The organism is Candidatus Paceibacterota bacterium, assembly GCA_041666915.1.
GTDB lineage: Bacteria > Patescibacteriota > Minisyncoccia > Phycocordibacterales > PALSA-1337 > C7867-002.
This window is the reverse complement of record JBAYFZ010000001.1, coordinates 375,553-390,685: the sequence shown is the minus strand read 5'-3', so window position 1 is coordinate 390,685 and position 15,133 is coordinate 375,553. Positions and strand designations below refer to the sequence as shown.

18 protein-coding genes are annotated in these 15,133 nt (G+C 36.2%); 10 read left to right on the top strand and 8 right to left on the bottom strand.

What is annotated here, in order from left to right; genetic code table 11:
• Positions 1-5: 5 nt before the first annotated feature.
• The 5 genes from WCS89_02175 to WCS89_02155 all read right to left on the bottom strand — a co-directional run bounded on the left by WCS89_02175 (position 6) and on the right by WCS89_02155 (position 3,067).
• Entirely contained in the window at positions 6-551 is a 546-nt protein-coding gene (locus WCS89_02175; GenBank protein MFA6554292.1) for a DUF2585 family protein, read from the bottom strand.
• 643 nt (positions 552-1,194) lie between these two features.
• Positions 1,195-1,548 (bottom strand): hypothetical protein, encoded by a 354-nt coding sequence (locus WCS89_02170; protein MFA6554291.1) that lies wholly within the window; start codon positions 1,546-1,548, stop codon positions 1,195-1,197.
• A gap of 319 nt (positions 1,549-1,867) precedes the next feature.
• A complete protein-coding gene (locus WCS89_02165; GenBank protein ID MFA6554290.1) occupies positions 1,868-2,245 on the bottom strand; it encodes a hypothetical protein in 378 nt (125 codons plus the stop codon).
• Positions 2,246-2,412: 167 nt separating this feature from the next.
• Positions 2,413-2,778, bottom strand: coding sequence for a hypothetical protein (locus WCS89_02160; GenBank protein MFA6554289.1), 366 nt, complete (start codon positions 2,776-2,778; stop codon positions 2,413-2,415).
• Position 2,779: 1 nt separating this feature from the next.
• On the bottom strand, positions 2,780-3,067 hold the full coding sequence (locus WCS89_02155; protein ID MFA6554288.1) for a hypothetical protein: 288 nt from the start codon (positions 3,065-3,067) through the stop codon (positions 2,780-2,782).
• Between the two features lie 155 nt (positions 3,068-3,222).
• On the opposite strand from WCS89_02155, the gene WCS89_02150 reads away from it, so the two are divergent.
• Positions 3,223-3,930 carry a hypothetical protein gene (locus tag WCS89_02150; GenBank protein ID MFA6554287.1) on the top strand — a complete coding sequence of 236 codons (708 nt, stop codon included), beginning with the start codon at positions 3,223-3,225 and terminating at the stop codon, positions 3,928-3,930.
• Between the two features lie 163 nt (positions 3,931-4,093).
• On the opposite strand, the gene WCS89_02145 is transcribed toward WCS89_02150, so the two are convergent.
• Positions 4,094-4,516, bottom strand: coding sequence for a hypothetical protein (locus WCS89_02145; GenBank protein MFA6554286.1), 423 nt, complete (start codon positions 4,514-4,516; stop codon positions 4,094-4,096).
• A 184-nt stretch (positions 4,517-4,700) separates the two neighbouring features.
• Here WCS89_02145 and WCS89_02140 point away from each other — a divergent pair, with 184 nt between their 5' ends.
• Complete coding sequence (locus WCS89_02140; GenBank protein MFA6554285.1) at positions 4,701-5,285, top strand: type IV toxin-antitoxin system AbiEi family antitoxin domain-containing protein; 585 nt, start codon at positions 4,701-4,703, stop codon at positions 5,283-5,285.
• The gene (locus tag WCS89_02135) at positions 5,282-5,977 is read left to right on the top strand and encodes a nucleotidyl transferase AbiEii/AbiGii toxin family protein (GenBank protein ID MFA6554284.1); all 696 of its coding nucleotides are present in this window, start codon (positions 5,282-5,284) and stop codon (positions 5,975-5,977) included. Before WCS89_02140 ends, WCS89_02135 begins: the two co-directional genes overlap by 4 nt.
• Before the next feature lie 566 nt (positions 5,978-6,543).
• Here the strand turns inward: WCS89_02135 and WCS89_02130 are convergent.
• Positions 6,544-6,930 carry a hypothetical protein gene (locus tag WCS89_02130; GenBank protein ID MFA6554283.1) on the bottom strand — a complete coding sequence of 129 codons (387 nt, stop codon included), beginning with the start codon at positions 6,928-6,930 and terminating at the stop codon, positions 6,544-6,546.
• Positions 6,931-7,029: 99 nt separating this feature from the next.
• Here WCS89_02130 and WCS89_02125 point away from each other — a divergent pair, with 99 nt between their 5' ends.
• The 4 genes from WCS89_02125 (at position 7,030) to WCS89_02110 (ending at position 10,741) form a co-directional block, all read left to right on the top strand.
• On the top strand, positions 7,030-7,440 hold the full coding sequence (locus WCS89_02125) for a terminase small subunit (protein MFA6554282.1): 411 nt from the start codon (positions 7,030-7,032) through the stop codon (positions 7,438-7,440).
• A gap of 88 nt (positions 7,441-7,528) precedes the next feature.
• A complete protein-coding gene (locus WCS89_02120; GenBank protein ID MFA6554281.1) occupies positions 7,529-7,861 on the top strand; it encodes a hypothetical protein in 333 nt (110 codons plus the stop codon).
• Positions 7,858-8,877, top strand: coding sequence for an SIR2 family protein (locus WCS89_02115; protein ID MFA6554280.1), 1,020 nt, complete (start codon positions 7,858-7,860; stop codon positions 8,875-8,877). The genes WCS89_02120 and WCS89_02115 overlap by 4 nt, the downstream gene beginning before the upstream one ends.
• Entirely contained in the window at positions 8,861-10,741 is a 1,881-nt protein-coding gene (locus WCS89_02110) for an ATP-binding protein (GenBank protein MFA6554279.1), read from the top strand. Before WCS89_02115 ends, WCS89_02110 begins: the two co-directional genes overlap by 17 nt.
• A 50-nt stretch (positions 10,742-10,791) precedes the next feature.
• On the opposite strand, the gene WCS89_02105 is transcribed toward WCS89_02110, so the two are convergent.
• Positions 10,792-11,286: a hypothetical protein gene (locus WCS89_02105; protein MFA6554278.1), complete on the bottom strand. Its 495-nt coding sequence runs from the start codon at positions 11,284-11,286 to the stop codon at positions 10,792-10,794.
• Between the two features lie 1,340 nt (positions 11,287-12,626).
• On the opposite strand from WCS89_02105, the gene WCS89_02100 reads away from it, so the two are divergent.
• The 3 genes from WCS89_02100 to WCS89_02090 all read left to right on the top strand — a co-directional run bounded on the left by WCS89_02100 (position 12,627) and on the right by WCS89_02090 (position 15,052).
• The gene (locus WCS89_02100) at positions 12,627-13,121 is read left to right on the top strand and encodes a hypothetical protein (GenBank protein ID MFA6554277.1); all 495 of its coding nucleotides are present in this window, start codon (positions 12,627-12,629) and stop codon (positions 13,119-13,121) included.
• Positions 13,122-13,139: 18 nt separating this feature from the next.
• Positions 13,140-14,192, top strand: a complete 1,053-nt coding sequence (locus tag WCS89_02095) for a hypothetical protein (protein ID MFA6554276.1) — start codon at positions 13,140-13,142, stop codon at positions 14,190-14,192.
• Positions 14,193-14,278: 86 nt separating this feature from the next.
• Positions 14,279-15,052, top strand: a complete 774-nt coding sequence (locus tag WCS89_02090; GenBank protein ID MFA6554275.1) for a hypothetical protein — start codon at positions 14,279-14,281, stop codon at positions 15,050-15,052.
• Positions 15,053-15,133: the final 81 nt, after the last annotated feature.

The following is a 15,133-nucleotide window of genomic DNA, read 5'->3' as shown; positions in this document are numbered from 1 at the left end:
AATGATTATTTTAACGGATGAATAATTTGAATAATTTCTAGAATAAGATTGTCACGTATAAGTAGGTAGCAGACTATTTCAAATATGATTACAAGGGTAAATGCATATTTTGTTGGCATCTTTGAAGCGATCCATAGGCCAAGCATCATGAATATGATATCAGATAATGAATTGGCAATACTATCTCCAAGGTAACCTAGTGAAATTGTTGATTCTCTAAAACGGTTTATGATGATGCTGGAATTTTCAATAATTTCCCAAAATGATTCTATAAATACTGCGATTAGGAGTTTAGTTGAGAAAGTACTTTTTTTGAAATAGGGAATAATTGAAAGTAGGATCAAGAAAATTATACCGTGTGAAATGTGGGTCAAAGAATAAGCGTCAATAAGGTGTTGAGAATTGTGTATTGAATTTATATCAATTGACCAAATAGAAATATCGCCAGCTGGGCACCATAAATTGCGACCCATGAGAAGTTCAATGATTGCTACTAGGGCGAAAGTGCCAAAAATAATAATTTTGGAGTGTTTATTATAAAATTCTTGCATTGCTATAATTTTAACATATTAATGAGAAATTTTTATCGTGAGTTTAACCCTATTTCAGGTATAAAAAAACTCGTCTTCACCTGAAGACGAGCTATGGAAATTTTTGTGGCGTTACACTGCGGTGGTTTTCCTTCCACACGGTTTCTCTGGTTGTCTCCAGGTGACCTTGTCGGTCAGCGCATTTTTTCACGTCATGTGACGAACCCCCCTATGATCCAAAGAGAAATTCTCAAGTGGATCGCCCAGTCCATTCGTACTCGCTTTTTGTTCCGCCAGTAACAGTTATTTCTTACCCTTAATATGATGCTAGTTGCACATGCGCAATTCGCATAATAAGGGCAGAATATCGCTGTTACCTTTAAGACTACTTAGCTTTTCGAATTTTCCAGTTTGGAGGAGCAATTCTCCTTTCTTTTGCCGTTATGCCGTGTCAATAATGATAATCTTCACGGCGGGTTTTTGTACTAGATGTCCGTCTTTGAAGGACTAGGGTAGTATAGCATGTTGGTTGTTGTTTGTCAAGGATTGCGATTAGAGTGACAATTCAGGGTCTGGTAGGACATTTTTAGAACTTTTGGATGAGGTATGTTTTGGGTAAAAGAAAAACCCTCCATTTTACTGGAGGGTCAATCGCGCAGAAGTCTCAATGGTTGAATTTTTTTATTGCTTCAAGCATTTTTTCTTTTGAATTAGAAGCGCGGTCATAGATTGCAACCATAAATGGGTCATTAAGTCCCTGAAGCTCTCGGATGGTACGATCTTCAATGGTGTGTATGATGATTGGAAGCCGTGGGTCTTGTAGGCGTAACTTTTTGTATATAGCTACACCGGTATCTCTTCCACCATTTGTTTCCGATGATTTAAATTCACCACCATGAGCAAGTAGGTTGTCAGTAATGAGAAGGAAAGGTCTTTCGTCTTCTGGTTTTTCGAATGATTGAAGAACTTCTTTTGTGTTCCTACAAAATATCACTGTTAAACCAAGTTTTTCAATCATTTGAATACGATGAAGAGAAAAAATCTATCATTGTTCGCAAGTGCGACGTTTCTTCCTGATTTCATAATTTACCTTCGTTTTAATTTTGTTAGAGCAATTTAGACTTAAATTACATCTTTTAATCAATGTTGTCAACTTGGCTCCTAAAATTCCACTCTGAAGTGCAACACTTTCCGAACCTGAGATTATCATAACCACATTCTCAGACAGGGAATACATATAGAGGATGTACAATCAGTTATTGTTTATGAAAGCGATGAGAAGAAAAAAGAAACCCGCCGCGAACTGAAGCGATGGGCTTCGTGTTCGGGCGGGGGATTTATTTGGTAGCCAAGAGTTTTTCGAACTTTCGTCTCCATACTTTGCTATCTTGCCACTCATATCCTTTTGATGGAAGAAATACACTGATCTCCACTTTATCCTCCCTAGTCATACTATCGTTTCTTGTGCCGATAAGTTCTGGGAAAAGTTTCTCCAGAACAGGTTGAACACATGTGCTTACAGCAGTGTGGAAACCAGAGGTTGAGTAATAGTTGATTCCAGGAAAAAGTGTATGAAGGACGCCCATAGTGTTTGCGATTTTTGATTCCTCTTTTGTTAATAGTTTGTGAGGTTGGCCATTGATAAATGACCATATTAGTATTTTCTTGAATTTCATAGTTTTCATTTTCGTCCGTGACAGTTTCTTGTTTATCATAATTACTTTATTTAGGCAGATTGTTTGGACTGCCAGGGCTTCTTTAAGGCCACTATCCATGTATGTCAAAAAACTACTATGATTTTATCTAATCATAGTTAGAAACATGTGTCAATTATTTTTAGGTTGATTTGGAGTATGTTATAGATTATCTAAGTTCCATACAACTAAACCCTTTCAAGATTGACCGTTTTGTATTTACAGTCAACTATAGCCTTATAGTTAAATTTTGAAAGAAAGCTAATACCAGCGAGCGGCATACTGTCAGATATCAAAACATCGATGTAATTTTTCATGCCTTCCATCACGGCGAAAGCCAAAGCCGTGGGGACCTCCACGACTTGTCCGTTGGCTATACGAACATTTATGACACCTGTGACTTTCAGTCCCAATTCTTTTGCTATCTCTGGTGTGACTTGTAAATCACCGGTAAATCCTGTGTCCAAAATTACAAAAGGAGCCTGGACGGATTGACCCCAAGCTACAAGTACCGGAAAAAGCGGCATGTTTTCAGTAAAGACGCCTTTGATCATATTATTTGTATTCCAGAAATGACTTTGCCATCGTTTCTGCGACATCAAAACCGATTTTTACTACATAGAAGACTTTGTTAGGATGATTTTGTTTTGCGAGTACTACCGCCTCAGCACTAGTCTTTCCAAGATAAACCTTCTCGCTATCAACATCAATAGCCAAAAACTTACCCTTTTCCTTCGGATCATAGATCACTTTTATTTGCTCATATATAGTCTTTCCTTTTTCAGCGATTTTTTGGATGTCAGCTTTTTTTATGAGTTCCTCATTGTTTTGATTGTCGACCATAGCATTGATGAGATTAGATTGATAAGTTAACACTATTATACATCCACTGCAACATTTGTACACACAAGATTTATATTGTCGTTTTTCTTAAAATATACTAATATTTAGGTCTAATAAAGTTTTTATTAAAAGGCATAGAAACGAAAAATAATTGTATGAAAAAGACAAAATCAAAGCCAAAAACAAAAAAGAAAAATGCCGAATGGAAGGGTTTTGATGATTGTGCTATTTGTCAGGCGATGAAAAATGGGAAAGCAGATTCATTTGATGGTCTCATGGAAGCTTTTGACAAGCAGAATATTAAGAATGGACATATGGCTATGAGAGTACAAAATAAAAATGATCTTTACTATGATGCCATGGACGCACTGAATGTTGACGATTATGATTCTGCCGAAAAGATGCTACTAAAAGCAAAAGAAATGGATTCTGATTATGTACAGACGTATGTTGGGTTGGTTTCAGTTTACGGACGTCCGAAGGATAAAAATAAGGCGCTAGAAAATATTAAGATAGCTTTTGATAAAGTCTTGAAAAAGTTTCCAAAATGGCCCAAAAAGATAGAGTGGGGAGTTTTAGAAAATAGAGCCTATTTGAGAGCTATTCAATATAGGGCAGATATATATGGAGATGAAGGAGAAAAAGAAAAAGCTATTGAATTGTATAGGTTGTTGCTCAAATTAAATCCAAATGATAATCAAGGTGTTAGATACGTTTTATCTGGTATGTATGCTGGTATAAGTGGAGAAGAAGTAAATAAGATGTTTGACGAAGGCAATAAAAAGCAAAATTGGAATAAGTTAGAAAAACTAGTTGAAGTCCAAAATAAGAAATATAAGTTTTGGGATGAACCGAAAGATTAAATTACAATCTTATGCTTCCTGAACATGAGATTATCATAACCACATTCTCAGATAGGGAATACATGTAGGGGATGCACAATCGGTTGTTGTTTATGAAAGTGATGAGAATATAAAAAGAAAACCCGCCGTGAACGGAGGGTTTCTCTGTTCGGGCGGGTTACGCTCAATTGCGTGTCCGGTAAAATTTTACTTTCGCTCCATCTTCCGGATAGAAATAGTAGGCGGTATAGCCTGCTATGACAAGCGGAGAATTCGTCTCCATTGTCCAGTTTTTCAGGTCAACCGATGACTGGACTAGACACACCTCGTTCGTCTTGGTAGAGGTTACCAGGGTGCCGTTGCCGTAATCCGGGTCATTCTGGATCTTGAAGATTTCCAATGACACCTTCGAAGGTATTGGCTGATCGACGACGACCTCGGTTGCTATGATCGGCCACGCATAAGTGTCGGTCATAAGAGCGTTCCACGAAATCATATTCGTGAACACATTATTGTTGATGGCCGGATACCGTACGGTGGGATCATTTTGTCCCAAAGCCAAAATCAATTGGCTCATGAAGAAAATACCGACTAATATTGTTTTCACAAAGTTCCTTTTGTTAATGTTTCTGTTGTTCCGTGTAGATTATAGCATATGTAGGATATACTGTCAATATATATCTATTGAATTCTAGCCTGAAGTACTAATCTAGTGCACATATTGTTGATTTTCTTAGAATATGCTAATATTGTGACTGGATGTTAGGTTAAAACTAACTTCCAGCAACAATATGGATAATAAACCCACAAAAGGCGAATTTTTGGAGATCTTATTAAGATCACCCCAGACCATCTTTTCAACAAAGGATGTGGTTTTGATGTGGGGGGAACAAAATGAATCAGCGGCTAGGGTCCGTTTGAACTATTATGTAAAAGCGGAAAAGTTGATCAGAGTTCACAGAGGATTTTATGCTAAAGATAAAAATTACAATCGTTTCGAATTAGCAACTCGTATCTACACCCCATCATATATTAGCTTTGAAACCATTTTGACTCGTGAAGGGGTAAATTTCCAATATTACGGAAATATTTTCGTTGCATCATACATGAATCGAGAAATTACAATTGGTGATCAAAAAATTACTTTCGTTCGGATGAAAGATTACGTTTTGAGTAATTCAATGGGAATAGAACATACAAGTGGTATTGCCACCGCATCACGTGAACGTGCCTTTTTAGACCGTGTATATGTAAGCAAAGATTATCACTTTGATAATTTGCGTTCATTGGATTGGAATAAGGTGATGGAAATATTACCAATTTATAACAACAAGCGTTTAGAAAAGAAGGTAAAAGAATATCAAAAAATTATATGACATTAGATTACTCAAAACATAAGAATATCTTGTTACAGATCTTAAAAGATATCTATTCTGATACCTCTATTGCACCTTATTTGGGATTCAAAGGTGGTACCGCAGCTATGATGTTTTATGATTTGCCCAGAAACTCTGTAGATTTGGATCTTGATTTGTTGGATGAGACAAAAGAAAAGGACGTTTTTGAGAAAATAAACAAGATTGTAAGTAATTACGGCAAAATTACTGATTCATACATGCAGAGATTCAATTTAAAGAATGTTATCTCTTATGATACTAATGCTCAGAAAATTAAGGTTGAGGTGAATCGTCGCCAACTTGGCTCAAAGTATGAAATGAAAACATATCTCGGCATCTCAATGCTCGTAATGGTCCAAGAAGACATGTTTGCACATAAGTTGATGGCAATGTTTGAGCGAATCGGTAAGACAAGTCGTGATATTTTTGATGTTCAGTATTTTGCTAAAAATAACTGGCCTATTAACCGCAAGATTGTGGAAGAAAGATCGGGAGTTCCATATAAGGAAGCATTAGAGAAATGTATTGCCATGTTGGAGTCAATGGATAATAAACATATTTTAGATGGGCTTGGTGAATTGATCACTGATTCACAGAAGGATTCTGCTCGTGCAAAGTTAAAGACTGATACCATCTTTTTATTGAAAGTAATGCACGATAACGAAAAATAATTGTATGCCATCCCCGAACATGAGATTATTATAACCATATTCTCAGATAGGGAATACATGTAGGGAATTTACAATCAGTCGTTGTTTATGAAGGACATGAGGAAATAAAAAAGCCCGGAACCAAAGTGGTGGTTCCGGGCGAATTGACTCATGAAGTCGCGTACTTCATCGGGTGGAGACTAAGTACCACCAAACCTGTGGCGTGCAAGCTAGACATGCACATCGTGCCACTCTTTCTTTTGTGTCGGCAAAGTGCCCTCTGCCGGTGCTACTCGCAGGATCAGATAACTAACGAGCTTGCGCCGATGATGGGCTGAGCTTATGCTCAAGTGCCGACTTTTTTGATGTACCAAATCAACTGTTCGTTTAGGGGTATCTCCCGTTGACGGATACAAACCCCGAGAGCTAATTTACATTGCCTTTCGGCCGTATCGACAACCAGCTCACTTATCGTCGACTATGGTATCTTATCATATCCGTAGAGTTTGTCAAGTATGAATAGAACTGTTGGACGAGTTCAGAATTGTTAACTGGCAAAAAGTGGACAAGGAATTATTTTGTTTAAATCAAGTTTTATCGACAATCTGAATTTTTTCTTTAGGGATGTATCTGGCATAGAGCTTTGCTCTTCTTTCGTCACAAGCACAAAACCAATCTTTACCCTCTTTTTCCAATTGATTAATTATTTTTTCAAAAGCTGGCTTAAGCTCAATTATCGTAGAAAACGCTCCTTTGTTTGTAAGAGTATCCATCCATGAACTACCTTTTAATTCATCCTTTAAAGCAAAATTTACAGTCCACTTTCCGTCGATTTGTTCTGTTGCGAATACGATATATTCTCCGACGATAACTCCGATACTTTTATCACCATCTTCATCTTTAAATTCAAAAATATCATTGCTCTCGGCTGACAAGTTGGTCTCTGTGATTGTGTCTTCTAGACCTTCTAACATAATGTTTAAAAGTATATCATAAAAGTCAATATTGGCTCGCGCTGGCTTACGACTTTCGAACGATGGATTGTATAGCTAAGCCTGCGTGCATATAAATATATGAGCGACAAGAATATACAAAGTAAGAGAACAATGAATACACGGGATATGGTTATGATCTGGGCAGGTATGGTATTCGACGAGAAACTGCTTCGACAAAAGTATGGGCGTACCGGAAGATTCCCTAAATTTTCAACAGAAGAGGCTGTGTTGCTCACCAGAATCATCTTTTATAGACCATACAGGCGCCTAATATATGAACTAGTTGGCGCTCTTTATGATCAAGGTACAATTTTGTGTGCCAAGGATATGCGGAGGTTAAGGTTTCTGGAAGCGTATCTCACTTCTTGTAACGCTACACAAGCAGCAATTATTGCTGGTTATAGTCCCAAGAGTGCAAAACAGCAAGCTAATAGACTTCTTAAGACGATTGGTAATTACCGATTCTTGAGGCCGCAAGATGATAAATAAACGTATTAAAAATGTTTACTTTTGTTTACTTTTTGGCATCATAGATTAGTATATTTTTTCTATAAAAAGTGCTAAAGTTGACCACATAATGAAATCAGTTGCAAGTAGGAATGTAAAAATTGTTGTTTTCGTACCAGAAACCCATACCGATGTGGTTCGTGAAGCTATGGGTAAGGCCGGAGCTGGTAAGATCGGTAATTACAGTTTCTGCACCTTCTCCTCGAAGGGAACTGGTCGGTTCAGACCCGATGCGGGAGCGGATCCGCATATCGGCGAAGTTGGTAAATTTGAAGAAGTAGCCGAAGAAAGAATTGAGACCGTGTGCGCTCGTGAAAATCTTTCTGAGCTTGTTAAAGCAGTCAAAAAAATTCATCCATACGATGAGGTCGCCTTTGATATTTATTCTTTGGAAAATTTATGAAACCTCAAGAAATAAAAGAGGCCATACAGAGCTCGCACATAAATGTCCTAGTTGGGGCTGGTCTTTCAACACCGTTTTTGCCAATACTTGGTGATATTGAGACTCGTTTATCTAGCGAAAAAAAGAAATCTGAGCGGGTAAAGATAAAGAAGGAGTATTTTGAGAGAGTAATAATTCCTAATCTTGAAATTATTAGTAAATCAATAGCTAAAAAAGGCGATTTTGATACAACATGTAAGGCGTATAAGGATTTTTTTGAAATGCTTGCACGTATACTTTTGAAGCGCAAGAATACAATTCTCAGTAAGCAAGTTAACATATTTACTACAAACATAGATATACTGATGGAAACTGTTTTGGAAGATAGTAGTCTTGAATATAACGATGGTTTCAATGGTCGATTAAATGCTACTTTTAGCCTGAGTAATTTTAAAAAATCAATACAAAAAAGAAGTTTGCACTATGAGAATGTTTCAGAAATACCTTTGTTTAATCTTATGAAAGTCCACGGATCTTTGACATGGGAAAAGGTTGAAAATAAAATTCATTTTTCAAAGCTAGAACATTTCGATAAATCTTTGTTAAAAAAGGGACAACGAGCTTTTGAGGCTGGTTATGAAAGATTAGCAATAGTAAATCCAGAAAGGAAAAAACTTGAAGAAACGGTAATCGATGTAACTTACTACGAATTGCTCAGAATGTATTCAGGTGAACTGGAAAAAGAAAATACCGTTCTTTTTGTTCTAGGATTCTCTATGGAAGATGAACATATTCGAGAAATAACGATAAGAGCAGCAGAATCGAATCCTACACTAAAAATTTATGTGTTTTGCCACGGAAAGGATACGGATTCAAGTATGAAGACAAAAATGCAACTTGGAAAATTGAGGTATTCAAATATTGAAATCATTGAACCCTCAGATGATGAGCCAGCAAGTAGATTTAACCTAGAAAAAATCAATCAGTCGGTCCTCAGTGAAGTCTTAAATAGCATGAATCATGGAGACAAAGAGTAAAACAATTGAGCAAGAATTGATGCAAGAGTCGATTTTTATAATTGGCCGCGTTCTCTCAGTTGACGGTAGAATTGTTAGGGTAAAACTAAATAAAAATAAAAATCATTCGCATATTTTATTCGAAGGAAAAACTGTAAAAAATGTGTCTGTAGGTAGCTATGTAAAGATAGTAAAGGGTTTCGTGAGTATTATTGGAAAAGTTGAGGGCGAATTTACCTCTGAAGAAAAGTTTTTTAATAAAGAATACAACAAAGAAGAGACTAGGATAAATAGGGTTTTGCAATTGTCTCTCTTTGGTCATTTTGAAGGTAATTGTGTAAAGCAGGGTATAAAAGAAATGCCCTTGATCGATAATGAGTGCTATTTGCTAAATAGAGATGAATTTAATGTACTTCACCAGTTTTACAAAAAGGGTGACAAAACTATTGCGGTCGGCAGTCTAACAGAAGAGCCGTCACAAAAGATAAAGCTAGGTGTTAATAAATTGTTTGCCAGCCATATTGGTATTTTCGGCAACACCGGAAGCGGTAAATCAAATACACTTGCGAAAATATACACTGAGCTTTTTAAAACATTCTCAGATCAAGGTGATTTCAAAACCAAATCAGATTTTGTGATAATTGATTTCAATGGTGAATATACTGGTGATGAAATGATTACGAAAGACAAAGTGGTCTATGAGCTATCAACTGGTAAAAAAGGCAGTAAGAAAAAATACCCGCTTCCTAGAGAAAGTATTCACAAGACAGAAATCCTGTCTGTTTTACTGGAGGCAACAGAAAAAACACAAAAGCCCTTTCTCGATAGAGTTATACGTAATGATTATCTTGATGATAATACGACTTTTAATACTCGAGCTATTACAAGTATCGAAGATCTGTGTACTGGTGTTATTGATAAGAAGGATGGAAACCTTAGAGAAGGGGTAATCATCGAGCTTTTTAGAGACCTGATAAATCTTGTTACAGATGAGAAGAAGGATGATGTAATTGCACTTAAAAAAGATATTGAAAATAAACTACACTATCACTCCCTTACAAAGGAGTATTACTGGGACGCATCAAATGATGGCAATAATTACAACAATAAAAACCCTATATACGACACTCGACTTAAAACATCTGTGGATGCACTGGTCTTTAAGGCTGACGAATTTAGTAAGCTGAAATTGAAAATCGTTTTTAATTATTTTCATGAAATCGTAAAGGGATATTCAAACCAAGAACATATTGGACCATTAGTGGGCAGAATGTTCAGAAAGTTTGATATGTTGGAGAAACTGATTGATATTAAAGATAGCCCCGAATCAAAGAATCTATCCGTCATTTCTTTAAGAGATGTAAATATTGAGATGAAGAAGATTGTTCCGCTAATAATTGCGAAACAGTTGTACGAAAACAAAAAGGAGTCTGACAAAAAATCGCTACATATAATTATAGATGAGGCTCATAATATTCTCTCCACAATGTCTCAGCGAGAAAGTGAGACATGGAAGGATTATCGTCTAGAGACTTTTGAAGAAATTATAAAGGAGGGAAGAAAATTTGGTGTCTTTCTAACTATTGCAAGCCAAAGGCCTTATGATATATCAGCCACAATAATTTCTCAGCTACATAACTATTTTATTCATAGACTTATAAATGATAATGATATAAGCGCAGTAGAAAAAGCTGTCGCTTATCTTGATAAATTGTCATTTCAAAGCATTCCAATTCTTTCTGTGGGAAGTTGTTTTGTTGCTGGATTAGCTTCGGATATACCGGTTAAAGTCGATATTGAGCTTCTTGAGAAATCGAGACGACCAAATAGTGGTACCGTTGATCTTGAAGAAAGTTGGGTTACATCTAAGAGTAAGAACGATTAGTTTTTGCCTTGTTAAAATAGAAAAGTCCCCGTAATAAACGGTAGATATTTTTAGTTAGGTCTAATGATAAATTGATTTAATAGTTCTAGGTATTCCTTTTGTACCTCATCATTTACCCATTGTGGTCCAAGAGTGGATATTTTACCTTCATTTTTAATGATGTTACTACAGGAATCAAAATAGAAACCAGAAGGTGTGGCAAGAAACAATCTAACAAGTTTCCATTTCTTTTGAATTTCTCCTGCTAGCTCTAGTATAGCTTTATCGGTATGACCTGTTCGGTACTTGACTTCAACTAGAAAAACCTCACTTCTGTCATGAGATACAATTGCAAAGTCGGGAGCTGTTTTGATTGTATCAAAGACTTGAGGATATTTTGCCAAGTGTTGATACTGGACTATTTCGGGCAAAGTATTTTCATAACCGAAAGGTATCACAGTAAAGTGTCCAACCGTACGAAACATTCGTTCAAAGACAAGCTCAGTAATTTTTCCTTTAATAAGTTGTTCAGAGAAATCTTTTTCCGTTTGTATTTCATTGATCATAACCAATAGTATAATGCCAATAAAATCTTTAGTCCATTGTGACATTTTGAGACGCGTTTTTGTACATATTTAAAGCCAATAGGGCAGTTTTAAGTTTGACTTTTTATTATTTGTTAATCATAAAATTGCTATACACAGGTTTTATGCTTCCTTGACAAGCCGTTCGTAGTCTATAATATAATAACTCAAACACAAAAGCTCCCTTGCGGGAGCGGTTGTGTAAGAAAAACCACGTCAGGATTTTCTTGAAAATGCACTGGTAAAAGCCGGTGCATTTTCTATATCGATAGGAATCCAACGTCCAGAGATGGTTTCCCACAACTGTCCGTCACCGTACCTATCAACGGCGTTGCAGATCAACTTGAGACCGTCTTTTGACGGAAAGCAGATCTGACTTTTGTTTGTTTTCTGCATGGTATTGCAAAATCAAACTTCCTGGCGTTTCTGCCAGATAAGAGCTATCGACACTCTGCTTCTGCGGTATTAATTCCGCCAGAATCCGCACATCAATTCGTGATGTACAGATGAGGCGAAACAATACGCAAAAATTCCTTAGACCGGCACTCTTAACAAGAACTTCGAAAATAAATCCGATGTTCCCATTACTAGTGAACGCTAGCATGGGACATCACTGTCCCTGCTAGAGTACCCGTCTAAGGAATCTCGGGGATAACCGGTCGCTCTTGTGTGCTTGTTGTTCAGGCAAGCGAGCATGTGTTGTCAATTTCAACATTCACTATTGAATGTTGAGCAACATTATATCAACCAAATAGAAATAAAAAAACTGTGGATAGTGACTTACATCACATTTTTTCTTCGAGTTCAACCTTAAAGTCCATTCGAGGTTAAACAAGAATGGTAATTGGATTGTGCTTCTACGCTGGCGAGACTAAAGCTATCTGGAGAAGTTAAATCGGCATGAGGCGATAAATTTTCTTTTAATGTTGCACTGGTATAAAAACAATGTTTTTTAATTTGGCTTGGTCGCAACTGAAACCAATAAAAACCACTGATTATTAAAAGAATTATTATGGATAGATAAGCGTATTTCATAGCTTTATTATACACTATTATGTGGTGAAGGGAGACATGCATTACACGATTGTTAAAGAGCTGAATATTGGCATGGACGTAATAGAGTGGTATCCTAAACATACAACTGAATATGTATAAGTAGCCTAAACCAGAAATAAGTGATTTCTGGCATGGTGAAAAGTTAGTCAGATTAAGGACAAAGAACCCATCATGGGGTCGCCTTAATCTGCCATATCGGGAAACTGATATGAGGGGCTTCGGCCTCTACCCGTGGTGGGCTTTTTGTGTTTGTAAAATGATTTAAAATGTCTTCATTCAATGGTATAGGCACCATATATTATGGTGCGAGTAATAAGAAACCTGATGGTTCATATGTGGCCACCGAGTGGTTTATTATATTTTTTCTTCCAATCATACCACTTGATTCTTATCGATTATGGGAAGGTAAGACAGATCGATTCTTTTTAGGATTTTATAACAGTAGCAAGACTCAATATCAGAAACAGAAGGTCAACCTGGATAGAGCTCATGTTTTTAAAACATATTTTTATCTTTATCTAGCTATACCGTTTATTTTATTTCAGATATTTACAGGAGCTAGCGATCCAAAAATCTTATTGTTTACTATACCGATTTCACTAGTAGGACTAATTATTTTCATAAAAATTATAAAGATTAAGTACTTTGCAGAAAAAGAGATCGTAATTTGTAGAAAATGCGGCCAGCGACTAAGGGTGCCAGTCAATAAAAACCTATACGAAGATGTTAAATGTTCAACTTGCAAGCAGATAATTTACTAGGAAGTGTAATCAAATAACATGAAAAAATGCCCATTTTGTAAAAAAGAGATTCATGATAAGGCGATTAAATGTCCGTACTGCCTGCTTTCTTTAGTGGAAAGCATAGCAAATAATGCATCTAATCATTTTAGTGCTGTAAAAGAAACAGTCGAGAGCGACAAGTTTTATAAAGGTTACGAAGCAAAAATCAGACTGGTAAAAGACTATACCGCTATGGCCACAAGGTTTCTTAAAAAAGCTATCTTTAATAAATGTGTCGTAGTCGTTGCGGTGATAATTTTTATTGCTTGGGCTTATTCTGGCGATAGTGATTCAAACACCGGAGGAACCAAAATGCCATTGCCACAACCAACGTCATTACCTTCATTCATAACTCCGATTCAACATATCGACACAACGAAAATTGACCAACTTGGTAAGGAAGTAGAGTGTCTTCACATAGACACACCTACGGACAAATTAGACCCTACCACGAGAGCAAAGTGTGACGCCATGAAAGCTACCCAAGCTAAAATTAAAGCCTCATGTAGCGCTGGTGGCCTTATAAGCCTATTTGAACCGGATTATTGTACATGGCTTAACAAGTCTGACGAAGTATTTAATTCAACAACGACGGCACATCAACAATTTCTTAAGGACAGGCAAGCAGGTTTAACCGTCCCATATTCGCTTGATAATGGTTATGTGTTTAAGAAGGTTTCTAGTTATCTGGATGGTGATGGTCAACTCCTAATAAAAAACGGAACGAGCCATGACGCTGTAGCAAAATTGCTTCGCAACGGCACATCGATTTTCACAGTCTACGTCAGAGCTGAGAACACTTACACCATAACAAACATATCGGATGGAAAATATTTGCTTGCATTTATGCAAGGGGTGGACTGGGATACAGTAAATAAGACCTTCGTAAAAAGTGCTAACTCGCAGTCATTTGATGATATTTTTGATATTACAACAACGGAAGACAGTCAATACGTTAAATACTCAAAGTTTACCATTACACTCAATCCCGTGATTGGTGGTACTGCTGAGACGAGCTATATGGACCCTGCTCAATTCAATGCTTATTAAAAATTGGAAGAAAGTTTTGTAATAAGTACATATTTAGTTTTTTTGGATTAATCTTCTCTAGCTTAATAGTTAAATTATATTTATAAATGGAAGAAGTTGATAATAAATACATAGAGAATGCAATAAATCATCTTTCAAGTACAATTGGTGTTAAGGAATTTGTTGATCACCAAAAAATTATATCTTTAATTCTTTCAAAAAAGATAAAAGAAGCTATAAAGGAAATTGCAGGATATCTAGGTTTACCAATTGAAGTAAATTTGTCGTATGTACCAAAAGGATATAGTCCAAATACAAACGACGGATTCCGGAGCACTCATCTTGTAAAGACTGATTGGAGAGGTAGAGGTACAGGAGGTATCACAGCTCAGGTCTCTATCCCTGCAAACTTACCTTTCTACGGAACTTCGAGTATGATCAATTTTCCTATAAGCATTAGACTAAGTGAAAATTGTATTGAGAATCCATCGACACTAATAACTGTGATGGCTCATGAATTATCACATATCGTCCTATATTCATTGTTGCACAAGGAAAAAGATAATGAATTTTATACTGATATTACAGCAATGATGTTAGGGTTCGCTGATATTATGATGGTAGGAAGAAAGGTTGTGAAAACTTTTATTGACCACGAATATTTGTCTAGTCAAACAACTACACAGACAACCACTTACGGATATCTTTCGGATGATAATTTCTCTTTTGCTTATGGCTATATTAAAAATATCTTATCTATACATAAAGATAATAAAGTAAAACTTCTTAAGAAAATTGCAGAATTAAATAAAACTTTATATAAACAAAAAAAGAACTCTCTTATTTTAAGAGGTATCTTGGTTATCTTGATAAAAATCTAAACCAAAAAATATCACAAGAAGATGGTTATTGGTTGTTGATTTTTCATCAAGTTAATTATACTGATGATTTTGAATTGGTAA